The organism is Pseudoalteromonas sp. Angola-4 (assembly GCF_028599265.1).
Classification (GTDB): domain Bacteria; phylum Pseudomonadota; class Gammaproteobacteria; order Enterobacterales; family Alteromonadaceae; genus Pseudoalteromonas; species Pseudoalteromonas atlantica.
In genome coordinates this window covers 82,197-97,195 of the sequence record NZ_JAQREK010000001.1, presented here as the reverse complement: position 1 = coordinate 97,195, position 14,999 = coordinate 82,197, and the positions used below count along the sequence as shown (strand labels likewise).

9 protein-coding genes and 1 pseudogene are annotated in these 14,999 nt (G+C 40.1%); 3 read left to right on the top strand and 7 right to left on the bottom strand.

All coding sequences use genetic code 11. From position 1 onward, the window contains the following. Window positions 1-85 precede the first annotated feature (85 nt). Window positions 86-1,927 (top strand): annotated as a pseudogene (locus tag PSH48_RS00450) (methyl-accepting chemotaxis protein). Between the two features lie 62 nt (window positions 1,928-1,989). Here PSH48_RS00450 and mrcB read toward each other — a convergent pair. From mrcB to PSH48_RS00430, 4 genes are all read right to left on the bottom strand, one after another. After that, window positions 1,990-4,332 (bottom strand): penicillin-binding protein 1B, encoded by a 2,343-nt coding sequence (gene mrcB / locus PSH48_RS00445; RefSeq protein ID WP_273610694.1) that lies wholly within the window; start codon window positions 4,330-4,332, stop codon window positions 1,990-1,992. Window positions 4,333-4,480: 148 nt separating this feature from the next. Further along, window positions 4,481-5,710 (bottom strand): ammonium transporter, encoded by a 1,230-nt coding sequence (locus tag PSH48_RS00440; protein ID WP_004587161.1) that lies wholly within the window; start codon window positions 5,708-5,710, stop codon window positions 4,481-4,483. Window positions 5,711-5,722: 12 nt separating this feature from the next. Further along, complete coding sequence (locus PSH48_RS00435) at window positions 5,723-6,061, bottom strand: P-II family nitrogen regulator (protein ID WP_004587162.1); 339 nt, start codon at window positions 6,059-6,061, stop codon at window positions 5,723-5,725. Between the two features lie 221 nt (window positions 6,062-6,282). Beyond that, window positions 6,283-7,503: a GGDEF domain-containing response regulator gene (locus tag PSH48_RS00430; RefSeq protein WP_029773860.1), complete on the bottom strand. Its 1,221-nt coding sequence runs from the start codon at window positions 7,501-7,503 to the stop codon at window positions 6,283-6,285. A 337-nt stretch (window positions 7,504-7,840) separates the two neighbouring features. On the opposite strand from PSH48_RS00430, the gene PSH48_RS00425 reads away from it, so the two are divergent. After that, a complete protein-coding gene (locus PSH48_RS00425) occupies window positions 7,841-9,358 on the top strand; it encodes a S10 family peptidase (RefSeq protein WP_273607313.1) in 1,518 nt (505 codons plus the stop codon). A gap of 24 nt (window positions 9,359-9,382) precedes the next feature. On the opposite strand, the gene PSH48_RS00420 is transcribed toward PSH48_RS00425, so the two are convergent. The 3 genes from PSH48_RS00420 to PSH48_RS00410 form a co-directional block, all read right to left on the bottom strand. Next, the gene (locus PSH48_RS00420; protein ID WP_273610693.1) at window positions 9,383-11,629 is read right to left on the bottom strand and encodes an ATP-binding protein; all 2,247 of its coding nucleotides are present in this window, start codon (window positions 11,627-11,629) and stop codon (window positions 9,383-9,385) included. After that, window positions 11,616-12,425 (bottom strand): phosphate/phosphite/phosphonate ABC transporter substrate-binding protein, encoded by an 810-nt coding sequence (locus tag PSH48_RS00415; RefSeq protein ID WP_273610692.1) that lies wholly within the window; start codon window positions 12,423-12,425, stop codon window positions 11,616-11,618. The genes PSH48_RS00420 and PSH48_RS00415 overlap by 14 nt, the downstream gene beginning before the upstream one ends. A 165-nt stretch (window positions 12,426-12,590) precedes the next feature. Further along, on the bottom strand, window positions 12,591-14,111 hold the full coding sequence (locus PSH48_RS00410; RefSeq protein ID WP_004587167.1) for a CYTH and CHAD domain-containing protein: 1,521 nt from the start codon (window positions 14,109-14,111) through the stop codon (window positions 12,591-12,593). A 215-nt stretch (window positions 14,112-14,326) separates the two neighbouring features. Between PSH48_RS00410 and PSH48_RS00405 the strand changes: the two genes are divergently transcribed. Further along, window positions 14,327-14,932 carry a TIGR04211 family SH3 domain-containing protein gene (locus tag PSH48_RS00405; protein WP_024034313.1) on the top strand — a complete coding sequence of 202 codons (606 nt, stop codon included), beginning with the start codon at window positions 14,327-14,329 and terminating at the stop codon, window positions 14,930-14,932. Window positions 14,933-14,999 lie beyond the last annotated feature (67 nt).

Below are 14,999 nucleotides of genomic sequence, written 5' to 3'. Positions count from 1 at the left end.
ATTTGTGCGTATTGATAATTGAATGGTTTTTAGCCTTTATACGGTCTCACTTTTTAGACTCACTTTTACCCCACAAGAGAAACGTATGACGAGCTTAAGGCACTTAGCAGCACCTGCTATATCATTAATGGGCAACTTAAAATATAAAACTAAAATTGGTTTAGTTTTTGGTATTTTATTATTACCCCTTGCGCTTAGTTTGTTTTTTTTAGTCTCTTTATTAAGCGAGAGTATAAGCGTCTCTCAAATGCAAAAACAAGGATTACTGAGCTACAGAGACATTCTTGCAAATCAAATGCAGGGTGAAACCTATAAAAATGTAAAAGTAGCTAAAGCACGTGGTTTTAATGTAAAAGATGAGCAAATAAATGACGTACTTGAGCTGGTTTCAATACAGTCTAATTTAGCCTTAGATAACCAACTTGCGAGTGCTTATGTTAATCGCGCATTAGTTACGCCTATACCTGCGCTTATCATGCAGATAAATGCGACAGCGCAAAGCGCTAATACTGTTCTTACTAACCAGCGTTTTACACCAGAGACTTTTATTGCGCTTTCAAACTTAAGTAAGTCGCTCCCTTTGTACCAGCAGCAACTCGATAAAATACTTACAATTGCCACCACGGCCGATGCATCTGTAAATAAAGCACTCACGCCCTCTCTCACTAATTTACATAACGCCATAGCCGCTTTTAAAACAGCCATTGATAAAAAGCTGCTTGAACCAGATGATATACAGCTTACACAAAACGAATTTGCAGGGCTTACCAGCCAAGTGCTAAGTCGTATTAGCCAACTAATTGATAAAAGCATCCCTACCCTTGAAACCCTTATTGAAAATAAACTTCAAACACAGCAGTGGATCAGAAACACAGTATTAGCAGCATCTGTAATAAGTTTACTCTTTGCGTTTTACTTGATGATAGGTTTTTACTTTGCTGTGGTCGATACCATTAATCGCTTTGCCGAAGCTGCGCAAAGAGCAGCAAGTGGCGACTTAAATGCGGTTATCAACTCAAGTACTAATGATGAAATGGATATTATTGCAGCGCGATATAACGCACTTCTTAATGCCTTTTCAAAACTTTTAGAGAATGTAAAAGCAAGTACTGTGGAGCTATGCGGCGCCACTAAATCGCTTTCACAGGCAAGCAGCCAAACGAGTAACGATGTTGAAAAACAGCAAATGCGGGTAAACGCTATTCATGATGCACTAAGTAATATGGAGCAAAGTGCGCTAAGTGTTGAAGACTCTGCTAATCAAGCGGTGTTAACAGCACAGGATGCCGCGCAGCATGTAAAGCAAGGCTCTAACAACACCATGGAACTAGCCAAATACATGCAAGACCTTCAAGTTGAATTTACCGAAAGCCAACAAGCCTTAGATAGACTAGCTCAAGATAGCCAAGAAATTAGTAAAGTAAGTAAAGGTATTAGCGAAATAGCCGATCAAACTAACTTACTTGCACTTAATGCTGCTATAGAAGCAGCACGAGCCGGTGAGCATGGCCGTGGTTTTGCCGTGGTAGCTGATGAAGTAAGAACCCTTGCGCAGCGTACACAAACTCAAACGCAAGAAATTCACTAAATAATTAGCTCACTCCAACAAGCCTCTGACGATACACAACAAAAAATGCGCTCAAGTGTCCAGAAGATGGAACAATCGGTAAAAGCCGCCACCGAAACAAACGATATTTTACAAAGTGCAGAGCAAAGCATGGGCGATATAAAACACCAAGGCGAAGAGATAGCACTGCGGGTTAAAGAGCAATCTAACGCAACCACCCAAGCATTAAGTGATGCACAAGAAGTCAGTAACTTAGCAGATCAAACTCTTCTCTCTGCACAATCTACACTGCAAGACGCACAGCAACTTAGTCAGCTCTCTGATGACTTAACTAAATCAATGCAGTTTTTTAAATCTTGATAGGTAAGCTAAATATAATAAAACCGCTGAGTTAGCGGTTTTATTATTAAGGTTTTATTTTATTAGCGTATACACTGCGGCCTAGGTTCAAACTCACTGGCTCTTAGTGGTAACTGAATGACTTTTCCGCATCCGGGCGGTGCTTGTAAACCCGTTCTTTCATTGACGAAAGCCCATCTAATTGATGGCGGGCGTGTATCTGCTATTGCTTCAGGGTTGAGCGGTTTTAAGTAACGAATATAAGCTTCTAACGCGCCTACACTCCCTGTTAAACCGGTGCTTCTATTATCGTCTCTACCAAGCCATGCAACGGTCACTGTGTTTTGATCAAACCCTGCAAACCAGCTATCACGTAAATCATTACTAGTGCCTGTTTTACCGGCAAGCTGAATTGATGGAAAGTGTAAATTTAAACGCTTAGCGGTGCCGTCCTTTGTTACTCGCTTCATGGCATATTTAGTCATATATACAGCGTCTTTTGCAAAGCGCGGCTCAGACTTAACTTTATGCTTATACAAAACGTTACCTACCGAGTCTGTTAGGGCAGATACAGAGGTAAGCTCTCTATACTCGCCATCTGCTGCGATAGTGGTATAAAGCTGAGCAACCTCAAAGCTCGACATTTCTACAGCACCAAGTAGCAGCGAGGGGTATTCATCTATATTACCTTTTGCGCCTAATCCTTTGAGCGTATTTGCTACTTTATCAACACCTACATCTAGGCCTAAATTTACCGCAGGAATATTAATACTGTTACTAAAGGCTTTATAAAGTGGTAATGCACCTCGGTATTGGTGATCAAAGTTCTCAGGTTGCCACACTTTACCCTGCTCATTTGTTACCTGCACAGGGGAGTCATCAAGTAATGTGGCTAAGTTATAATGTGGTAACTGCAGGGCTGTTAAGTACACCGCGGGTTTAACTAAAGAGCCAATATTTCGTTTAGTATCGAGCACTCGGTTAAAACCTGAGTAGCGAACATCGCGCCCCGACACTAAAGCCGACACACCGCCTTTTTCTACATTAACTGAGATCATGGCTGCTTCGAGTTTATCGGTGTTAGGGCGTTTTTCTAAATACGGTAAACTTTTTTGAATGGACTCTTCCATTGCCGTTTGTTTTTGCAAATCAAAGTAAGTAAATACACGCACACCGGCATCTAGGGTTTTTTGATCAGGTAATAACTGCTTAAGCTCACGGTTTACAAGTTCTAAAAAGCCAGGGTATGACTTTTGTAAACTTGCTTTCATGGGCGCTATATCAATTGGGCGTTTAAGTGATGCACGGTACTCTTTTGTAGTTAGTAGCTTGTTTTCAACCATTAAGCGCAGTACTAGGTCGCGACGCTCCATAGTGCGTTCTTTATAGCGTCGAGGATTGTAATACGAAGGCCCTTTGACCATCGCCACCAGCAGCGCTATTTGGTCATATTCCAGCTCATCAACAGGCTTTGAAAAATAAAACTCAGAGGCCAAGCCCATGCCATGCACGCCTTGGTTATAAGACTGACCTAGGTAAACTTCATTTAAATAAGCTTCTAAAATCTGATCTTTTGAATAACGGTAATCTAGAATAAGCGCAATAAATGCCTCATTTATTTTTCGCACTAAAGAGCGCTCACGCGTTAGGTATATATTTTTTGCAAGCTGCTGCGTTAAGGTGCTACCACCTTGCACGGTACGCCCTGCTTTAATATTTGAATAAAGCGCGCGCAAAATAGAAAATACCGACACACCATGGTGCTGATAAAAATCCCGATCTTCTACCACTAATAACGTGTCTTTCAACATAGGCGGAAACTTATCAAGCGGTACAAACTCTCTATCTTGCTTTGAATCATTTCCAATACGGGCTATTTGCACAGGCTCTAGGCGAGCACTGTTTAGCCGCCTGCCAAATTTATCTTTAATGGTTGCTACCTTTTGCCCCGCAAAACGCAGCTCAATAATGTGCGATTCTTCAAGGCCATCATAAAACTCAAAGTCGCGTCGGTAAATTTTTATGCTATCGGCTGTTTTTACAAACTGCCCCGTGCGGCTTAGCCTATTAACTGATGAATAATTGAGGCGCTCAAGCTCCCACACAACCTCTTGGCTAGATAAAAACTGCCCTGGGTAAAACTCCATTGAGCGTGCGTATACTTGGGCAGGTAACTGCCATTTATTACCTTCAAATATACGTGTTGTTTTTGAATCTAAATAAATAAGATACATGGCCATAGCAATAAAAACAGCTAAGCTCAATTTCCAAAAAACAGACCATGTTTTTCGCATAAATGAGCGTTTAGCAACAGTATTTGACGTTTTTTTAGTCGTTTTTGATTTAGCTTTACGTGGCGAGCTGGTTGCTTTAGGTGCACGCTTAGGAGTGGTTTTACTACTGGGTGTTTTTTTGTTGTCAGCCATTTAAGTGTAATTTATTCCAAGGTTTATTCACGAGTGTGAGCTTAGCATATTGGGTATAGCCTAACACCTGAAAAGTTAACCTTCCCTGAAACGAAAAAAGCCCTACCAAGGTAGGGCTTTGTGAACACAATGATTAATCTATTTAATATTAGTTACTGCGAACAGATACAAACTCAGGGTAAGCATCAACACCACAATCGTGTTGGTCCATACCGCTTAACTCTTCTTCTTCGGTTACGCGAATACCCATAGTTTGCTTTAAAATAGCCCACACAATAAATGAAGCTACAAAAACAAAGGCTAAAATAGTCACTAAGCCAATAAGCTGTGTTACAAAGTTTGCATCGCCGTTAGATACAGGCACTAACATAATACCTAGCGCGCCACATACACCGTGAACAGAGATAGCACCTACTGGGTCATCAATCTTCGCTTTATCTAGAGCTACAATGCTAAATACAACCAGTGAGCCACCTAAAATACCTAGTAAACACGCCATTAATGGAGATGGTGAAAGTGGGTCTGCTGTAATAACAACTAAGCCTGCTAATGCGCCGTTTAGTACCATAGTTAAATCTGCCTTACCCCATAACACTTTACATACAAACAGTGCAGCAATTGCACCCATTGCAGCAGCAGCGTTAGTATTAAGTAAAATTTGACCTACAGCCGTTGCATTTTCTTTATCTGAAAGAAGTAATTGCGAACCACCGTTAAAACCAAACCAACCCATCCATAAAATAAACGTACCTAATGTAGCAAGTGGTAGGTTAGAGCCTGGAATTGGGTAAATTTCACCGTTTTTACCGTATTTACCTTTACGAGCGCCAAGTAAAATTACACCTGCTAAAGCAGCTGCAGCACCAGCACCGTGAACGATGGCAGAGCCTGCAAAATCTACAAAGCCCATTTCTGATAAGAAACCGCCGCCCCATGTCCAGTAACCTTCCATTGGGTAAATAAAGCCAGTTAAAACAACTGCAAATGCTAAGAAAGCAAATAACTTCATACGTTCAGCCACGGCACCCGATACAATCGACATAGCCGTTGCAACAAATACTACTTGGAAGAAAAAGTCAGATTCTAAAGAGTGGTCAGCATCGGCCGCTTGCGTGCCAATTAATGCGCCAATTGAAGGGATAATACCGCCTTCAGCGTTGTCTACATACATAATGTTGTAGCCAACTAATAAAAACATGGTACATGCGATAGAATACAGCGCCACGTTTTTAGTTAAAATTTCAGTGGTGTTTTTAGAGCGAACTAAACCCGCTTCTAACATGGCAAAACCTGCTGCCATCCACATTACTAATATACCCGACACCAGAAAATAAAAGGTGTCGAGTGAAAATTTGAGTTCTACAATTGTGTTTTCCATTAATCAGCCCCCTTAAATTGCTTCTTCATCAAGTTCGCCCGTACGAATACGCACAATTTGATCTAAGTCGTACACGAAAATTTTACCGTCACCAATTTTGCCTGTTGATGCAATTTTGGTAATTGCTTCAACTACGCGTTGGCAATTTTCAGTACGAGTAGCAATTTCAAGTTTGATCTTTGGAATAAAATCTACCTGATACTCTGCTCCACGATACAGCTCTGTATGGCCTCGTTGACGTCCAAAACCTTTAACATCAACTACGGTCATCCCTTCAATACCTAAATCAGCGAGCGCTTCACGCACATCATCTAATTTAAATGGTTTTATGATTGCACTAATCATTTTCATAGTGGCCCCCTCGGACGCTTTATTGTTATCCTGTTGACTTACATAATCCAACCTTTGTGCCACTATTAAAAAACACTTAATATCAATAAGATAAACGTAAATAGTAAATTTAAAACAAAAAAAACGCACCATCAAGGTGCGCTTTTTTAACAACTTAGCTACATTGGTGCATCACCAAAAGTGATGCCCTACTAGCTTGTAATTAGTGTTATTTTTTATATTTACACAACACAGTTTCGGCCATTGTTTTTGGCTTCGTAAAGGGCCGCATCTGCGATGCGCATGGCCTGAGTTAAATCAGTGTTTTGAAAATCAGCAACACCAATACTAATGGTGATAGAAAACGGTTTTTCATCGATTAAAAATTCATGTTTAGCGAGTTTTTTTCTAAAGCCTTCTAAGTACTCTCGCCCACGCGCCGTGTCTATATCATCTAATATAATGGCAAACTCTTCGCCGCCCACCCGCGCAACGGTAAACTTAGAAAACGTAGTTTTAATTAACGTGGCTACCTGCTTTAGTGCCTGATCGCCCGCTTCGTGGCCTAAGGTGTCATTAATATTTTTAAAAAAATCTATATCGAGTAATGCAAGCGTATTTTGCTGTTGTTTTTTTAATAGTTGCTCTGCATATTGGTAAAAATAACGGCGGTTATACATACCCGTTAAATAGTCTCTGTAAGCACTTTCTTTAATATCCGCAATCAGTGACAACTGCTCCATTGTTTGCATAACACGACAATGAAACTCTTCATTCATAAATGGCTTTGTTAAAAAGTCGTTGGCACCGTATTTAATAAACCGAGCCGATAACCCATGTTTACCTGCCCCCGAAAGCCCGATAATGGCCAAATCATCGCGCCCTCTAAAATTACGCACCGCTTTAACCAGTTCAAAGCCATCCATTAATGGCATCGCATAATCGGTCATGAGCAATTTTATATTAGGGTTACTTTTTATTATTTCGAGTGCTTGCTGACCATCTTGCGCATCGGTTACATCAAATAATTGCTTTTCTAGCATTTGCTTCATTAAGGAGCGGCTTAACACCGAATCATCAGCAACCAACGCCTTACAGCCTTGATTTCTCAGAAGCTGAGCCACTAACTTAATAGCGTAATGGTATGAATCGCGATTGTCTTTAATTACGTAATCAATAACACCAAGCTCTAGCATTTGTTGGCGCTTATATTCATCAATTTTTGAGGTAAGTACCACAGTAGGAATGGCGTGTGAAAGTGTAAATTTAGCGACCTCGCCATTAGGTGCATCAGGCAAAGTTAAATCAACTAAAGCCAGCGAGTATTTATGTTTCTCAATATAGTCTTGGCATTCATTTAATGACCATGCGAAATCGACAGCGACATCTAAATATTGAGCCGTTAAGTGGCGTAGCACCTGCTGCACTACTTTACTGTCTTCAACCACTAATACTCTTTGCATAAACTTCTCTTTAATCTTGTTATTTTACGTACTTAAACTTGCACTGAAGCGACAAGCTATGAAAAACATCCAGTAAAGTTCTGTTTATGTAGCCAGTAAGTAGGCTAGGTCCATTAATGTAAGCGCAAGGCTTGTATTTAATTCAAATACAAAGTCGACCAAATATACTTGATTTTTTAGCTAAGCTAAACACGCTAGGATAAATTAACCCTAAATAAACAAACACGCCGTGTATAAGTTTAGACTTAACCAGTATTATCGACCATTAATCTCAATACTTTTGTTATTTGTGTGTTTTTTATTTTAAATAGCATCTAAACAAAAATAAGGAACGACAATGAAGCTTGTCCAATTAACTCGTTACACCTTAGCGCTTGCCATCGTATTGCTTAGCAGTACTGCAACAGCAGAAAACCAACGAAAAATAGACATTGATAGCCACGTAGTCACTAAGCATAAAGCAAAAATTAATGGTGAACGCTTTAGCTACACCGTTAAAACAGGCACTCAGCCGGTGTGGAATGATAATGGCGATACCATTGCCACATTACAATATACCTATTACACACGAGATAAAGTCGATAACACCGCAGCTCGCCCATTACTGATATCGTTTAATGGCGGTCCTGGCTCTGCATCTGTATGGATGCACTTAGCCTATACTGGCCCACGCGTATTAAAAATTGATGACGAAGGCTACCCCATTCAGCCTTATGGCGTAAAAGATAACCCCTACTCAGTATTAGATGTAGCAGATATTGTTTATGTAAATCCGGTAAATACAGGTTATTCACGCGTAGTAGAAAACGCTAAAGGTGAAATGCTTTCGAAAGAGCAACAAAAAGAGCACTTTTTTGGTGTCAATGCCGACATAAAATACTTAGCTGAATGGCTAAATACCTTTGTTAACCGAAACGAGCGCTGGCGCTCACCTAAGTTTTTAATTGGAGAAAGCTACGGCACTACTCGTGTATCAGGCCTTGCCCATGAACTACAAAACAGTCAATGGATGTACATTAATGGGGTGGTATTAGTATCGCCGACCGATATTGGTATAAAACGCGACGGCCCTATAAAAGCGGCTAATCGCTTACCTTATTTTGCTGCAACTGCGTGGTATCACAAAGCACTGAATAAAAACTTGCAAGAAAAAGATCTCAATGAACTTTTACCCGAAGTAGAACAGTTCACTATTAATGAGCTTATTCCTGCCCTCGCGAAAGGTGGCTTTATCGATGCCGATAAAAAACGCCAAATAATAAAGAGGATGGCCGAATATGCAGGCCTTTCAGAGCAGTTTGTAGCGCAAAACAACTTAGATATTCCCACTCGATTTTTTTGGAAAGAACTTTTACGTGAGCGCGGACAAACTGTCGGGCGTCTAGATTCGCGCTATTTAGGTATTGATAAACGCGATGCTGGCGAATCACCTGATTACTGGGCTGAGCTTACCTCTTGGCTGCACTCATTTACGCCTGCAATTAACTATTACCTGCGTGAAGAGCTCAACTATAAAACGGATGTAAAATACAACTTATTTGGCAATGTTCACCCATGGGATCGCAGTAAAAATAATACCGGCGAAAACTTACGTTTAGCGATGGCGCAAAACCCGTATTTAAACGTCATGATTCAAGCGGGTTACTACGATGGCGCAACAAATTACTTTGATGCTAAATACACGTTATGGCAGCTTGACCCAAGTGGAAAAATGAAAGACAGGTTAAGCTTTAAAGGGTACCGCAGCGGCCATATGATGTACCTACGACATGAAGATCTTAAGCTTTCTAATAACGACTTACGCGACTTCATTTTAAGCTCCCTACCCGCTAAAGGGCAGGCCGCTAAATATTAATTAAAAGGGCCATTACATGAGGCATTACGAAGATGCCTCATGTTTATTACAGTACACTTTTAACTGTGTAACCACTTCATTAAATCCTGTTTGTAGTGCAAATAATAACGCTTCATCGACCTTATTTTGCGCGGCTAAGCTTTCTATCTGCTGGCAGGTATCACTTAACTTTAACGCTGCAACCGATTTAGCAGATGACTTTAAACCATGCGCCTGAAAAGATAAATCGGCATAATTTAAACTATGTGTATATGCTTCAATTAATTTAACTTGCTCATAAGCGGTCTGTAAAAACGCCTGAAAGACTAAACAATGTACATGCGTATCTTTTCCTAACATCGAAAACAATAAAGGCATATCTAATTGACTGTACATAGAGCTTGCTTGCGCTGTGATTTGCAGCGGCTGTGTATGCGAAGGAACAATGCCTTGCGAGTGTTTCATCAACAGTGCTTTTAGGCTTTCAAGCTCTATCGGTTTAGTTAAAAAACCGTTCATCCCAGCGCTGTAACAATCTTGTATATTTTTTTCCATTATGTTGGCCGTAACAGCAATAATTATTAGCTCATTGAACTGTGTGTTTTTTCGGATTTTTTTAGCCAACTCAAGGCCATTTAACAACGGCATTTGAATATCGGTAAGTAGCATATCAAAACAATTATCTTGGAGCATTTGCCAGGCCTGTTCACCATTATTTGCAAACGTTGAGTTAACACCAAGCATGGTCAGTTGCTGCTTTAAAACCTGCTGATTAGTCAGTTGATCTTCTGCCACCAGCACATTTAATACTGGGAGTTTACCTGTGGCGGAGTCTGCGGGCTCACTGCTGGGGTGATTTATCGGTTCATCAGCTTGTATAGTGGTTAAAGCGCTTTCTTTAAAACTATTAAAGCTAATGGTAAAGCACGCGCCTTTATTTATTTGGCTATTTACTTGTAGCTGCCCTTGCATACGCTCTACAAGCTCTTTAGTAATAACTAAACCTATGCCCGTACCATGTGTTTTACTGGTCTCTGCCCCTAGTCTATCAAAGGGTTTAAAAAGCCTTAAAATATCATCTTCTGAAAAACCGCACCCTGTATCTTCAATATCAATATTACAGCGGCTTGAATCAGCAATCTCGCAACGTATATCTATTTTACCTCGCACTTTGTTATATTTTATTGCGTTGGAAAGTAAATTAAGCAGTACCTGTTTAAAACGGCGCTTATCTACATATAAGTAAATACCTTCTAGGGAGTCAATATTGTGAGTATCTATAGTAACAAGCTCAACTCTGGCAAGTTCGCTCACCATTTCAATACTATGCTGTAGCATGTCTTTCACGGAGGCATATTCAAAATTAAACTGCATATTCCCCGACTCAATAGAAGTTAAATCTAGCACGTCGTTTATTAGTAAAAGTAAATGCTCCCCAGCTTGGTAAATACTTTGCGCATTGTCTTTGTGTACCTCGGTTGCTTTACTGTCATATTGATAAAGCTGCGCTAACCCTAAAATCGCATTTAACGGCGTTCTAAGCTCATGGCTCATACTCGCCATAAAGTCAGACTTAGCCTTACTGGCCGACTCGGCTTGAATTCTCAGCGCGTTTACTTTTTGATGATTAGTAGCAACCTCACCGGCCATTTTATTAAATGCATTTATGACGCTGCCAATCTCATTTTTTTGCTGAACGCTAACGTGGCAATCAAAGTTCCCTTTAGCCAGTTTAGAAAAGGCGACTTCGAGCGCCCGTAAAGGGCTGGTAATTCTATAATCGACCAACCAAGCTAAGCCAATAAAAAACACCACAAGTATAAAAAACTGAATATAAATTAACGTGTAATGTAGCTTGGCCGCTTCGTTTATTTTGTCTTCAAAATTAACGACTAACGTTATTTCAGCCAAAGGTTTATCTAAAAAAGTAATGTGCTCATTTAACGTAACATTGCCCTGCTGCGCTAACAGCTGCCACTCATCTAAAGGATATAACTGATTACCTGTAGAAGGCTCTACTACTCTAATTGCTTTCCAATTAGGGTTTGTATTAAGTTGCGCGTCTATTTGCTCATAAAGCTGTGCGTATTGGCGAGTTAATAAAGGGGTTTTTATTGATGTAGATAGTTGCTGTAAAGAGCGCTGCGCTGCGCTAGAAAGGCCATCGTTTACCCACCTAGCTTGCTCTGGCAAAGCGTAAAAAATAAATAAGCATATTAATAAAAAGCCAAATGCCATTACCGCAATAAAGCTTTGAACCCTTAGGCTGCGCCACCAGTTAATTTTCAACATAAAACGAGCGTAAACCCCATTGCGTTAATTGTTTATAATCGTCAATGCTTGCTTTACTTGGGTTAATTATAGGAATACCCGCTAATAAGTGTTTTTGTTTAGGGTCGCTCCCTATTTCTATAATTGCTTGTTGAACTTGCGCTTGTACCTGATTATTTACTCTAGGGTGAACCACAATGGGGTGGCGGCTAACCTTACGCGTTTTGTAAATAACTTTTAGCTTTTGCTGCAAATTTTGAGGCTGTTGCTTTAATGTGCCCATCACCCCGCCGCCGGCAGGCGTTGCGTTAAGTGCCACATTTAAATAAACAGATGAGTGCGTTTGTACATACACAGGCTTTATTGTTAAGCCATACAATAGGGCAAGCTCCGCCCGCATTAATAAAGAAGCGCCTAACGCATTAGGCGCAGGAAAAGCAATTTCGGCGCCTTCAAGCTGCTTAACGGATTCAATATTACTGTTTTTATTGACCACTAATACGCCTTGCAAATGGCGCGCAGCATCTTTCACTATAGGTAAATAGCCTTGCTTGTCGAAAGCAATCACACTATGCCATGGGTTCATATAAGCAAAATCGTAATCGCCATCTGCAAAACCTTGCTCAAAAACCGGGATTGATTCCACGGTAACAAGCTTTAGTTGCACGCCTGTTTTTTCGGTTACTTTATTAAGAAAGGGCTGCCATATTGCAGTGAGTTTTTGAGGCTCATATTGCGGAACTACACCAAAAGTAAAGGTTTGAGCATAGACACCCATACTATTGAATAAAAAAAGCAAAACAACACTACACTTCATATTAGTCTTACCGTTGTAGGTTTATGACTATAAGCATAGTTAACGAGTGACTAACGCACCATTTTTATTACGTAGAAATTAAGAGGTTATTTAATTAAGGAGGTTTAAGAAAGTTTCAACAAAAAGATTAAAGCAGGTGCCCATACACACACCTGCTTAAATATATTACTGCCAGTACGGCTCTATATCAAAAGACGCTAAACGGCTTTGCTCCATTGCACTAACTAAGTAATCTGACTTTTGATCTAGCCACTGTTGAATTTTAGCCAACTGCTCGTCTTCTTGCCCGCCGCAAAGCTGCTTTAAATATTCCAGCGTGCTGAGCTCGTACATACCATGAGAAATATCCAGCCACGGTAGTCTAAATTCTAAGCGCTCTTCTTTGTCAAACAATGACCCTAAGCAATTACCACTTAATAAGCTGTTTTCTAATTGGGTGCGTAAGCTTAAATAATCTTGTGCTGTAAGCGTTTGCTCTTTAGGAAGTAGCTTATCTAAATTTTGCCAATCTTTATTAAATAAACGTTTTGCAATTTTAGCTACTGGCTGCTCTGCCGCCTGTAGTTGAGTTTGCCCCCAAAACTTACGCCATTGTTTATCTACCAACCAGGTAGTTAACGACAGCAATAAACGGTTGTATCGCGCGCTTTGAAACAAAGCATTAATATCATCAATGCTTGGCTGTAGCTCTTTTAAATCGTTAATAACTTGCGCTAATGCAGGCGCTGCATTTATTTTTTTATAAAATGCATGGCGTTTAGATGTATAAGTTTTTAGCTGAATTGCATTTTCAACCCAGGCTAATTCACTTAACAGCCACTTTAACTCTGTTCTTAATTGCTCAGTACTGTCTTTACTTACAATATCGTCAAACAACCAAAAATTATGCCTAATTAAGCTAATGCCATCAGTCACACGTTTGAGCGTTTTTAAACTTGGTTTGTCAAAGTAACACTGCTCATGCTTTTGCACAAAACGAATACCAAAGTTCATGGCCTCTATTAGTGCTTGCTCTTGAGTTGCTTGTTTTTTTAATTTTACAAACCCAATAGACTTACTTGGTTTAAGCGGTGTTTCATCGGCTAGTCGGTAGCCTCTAGCTGCTTTTGAATAAAGCCCTAAACGAATACAGTTTTGGCTAACAAGTTTATCTGCCAAAGCAAATAGCTCGTCTCTGTTGCCCTCAACAAGCTCTATTTCTAGCTCGCTAATAATATCAACCTTACCCGATGCTGCTATTTCGCCCTTATCTAGCACGACTTCAATTTTTGCGCCATTGGGGGTTTCTATTAACCAAGTACGACGAATAAAGTTAGTGCTAAAAATAGGATATAAATTATTGCTAATAGCATTTACTTGCATACCATGAGGCCAAATAGCATTATTAAATGCTAATAAATCAGGACGGCTTGATTCAATGGGTAAGTTGTATTCAGGACGTTGGTGTAGCCCACCCACAACTTCGCCAGCAAGCTTTATTGTTTGTTCGCATTTACTGTCGGCACAGCGGGTTCTAAAACCTATATCAAGGGCTCTAAGCTCTCTACTTGGGGTATCGTAATAGGCATTTTGCAAACTACGTGAAGGTTTATTAATAACCGTTTTAGCAAATTGTGTGATTAGCGAGGGGATCAGTGGAACAACGGCATCTGATACCAAAAACTTCAGTTCTATCTCAGTATCCATTAGGGTTGAGGATTACCTTTAAAATAAATAAGTGCTCAAAATAAACAAAGCCACCTCATTTTGCAAATTTTTTAACCTTTTTGGCTGAGCAACGCCCGCACTGGGTTACAATATCAACCTTGCTATTAACGCGTTTAATCCATACTATCTCACTACTTATGTGAAAATCTCAATCACAACCACAACGGACACGGATAGACTAACAAGGTAGATAAATGCTAAAACACTGTTTACTAGGGCTACTTTTAACAGCCACCTCGTTTATAAGCCAAGCACAAGAAGCTCAAACAGCCAATTCATCAGATGCAAATTCAGCTTATATAATCGATAATCTATATACCTTTATGCGCTCTGGCGCAGGTAAAAACTACCGCTTACTTGGCTCTGTAGATGCGGGTACTAAATTAACCGTGCTATCAAAAGAAGAAAACGGCTTTATAAAAATAAAAGACGATAAAGACCGTGAAGGTTGGGTTGAGTCTAAATTTATATCGCAAACGCCAGGGCTTCATCAGCAGTATCAAACACTCAGTAGCGAAATGAGCACAGTGCAAAACAAACTACGCCAAGCACAAGTTGAACTACCCCAGTTACAAGAACATAATCAAAGCTTAACTAATCAAAACAAATTGCTTAATCAACAAATTACTGAGCTGCAAACAACGCTTGAGCAAGAACGCGCTCAAAAACAAGCAGCCACTGCAAAAGAAAAACGCCAACTACTTACTTATGGTGGCGCTATTGCTTTTATAGGTTTGTTTTTAGGTATTATACTTACCGTTGTACTTTCGCGCCGTAAGCGCTACGAAGGGTGGGCTTAATTAACCAAAACCTTGGTTAACTAAGTTTAATAGCCGCTGGCTAATCATTAAAAAAGCACCCTTAGGT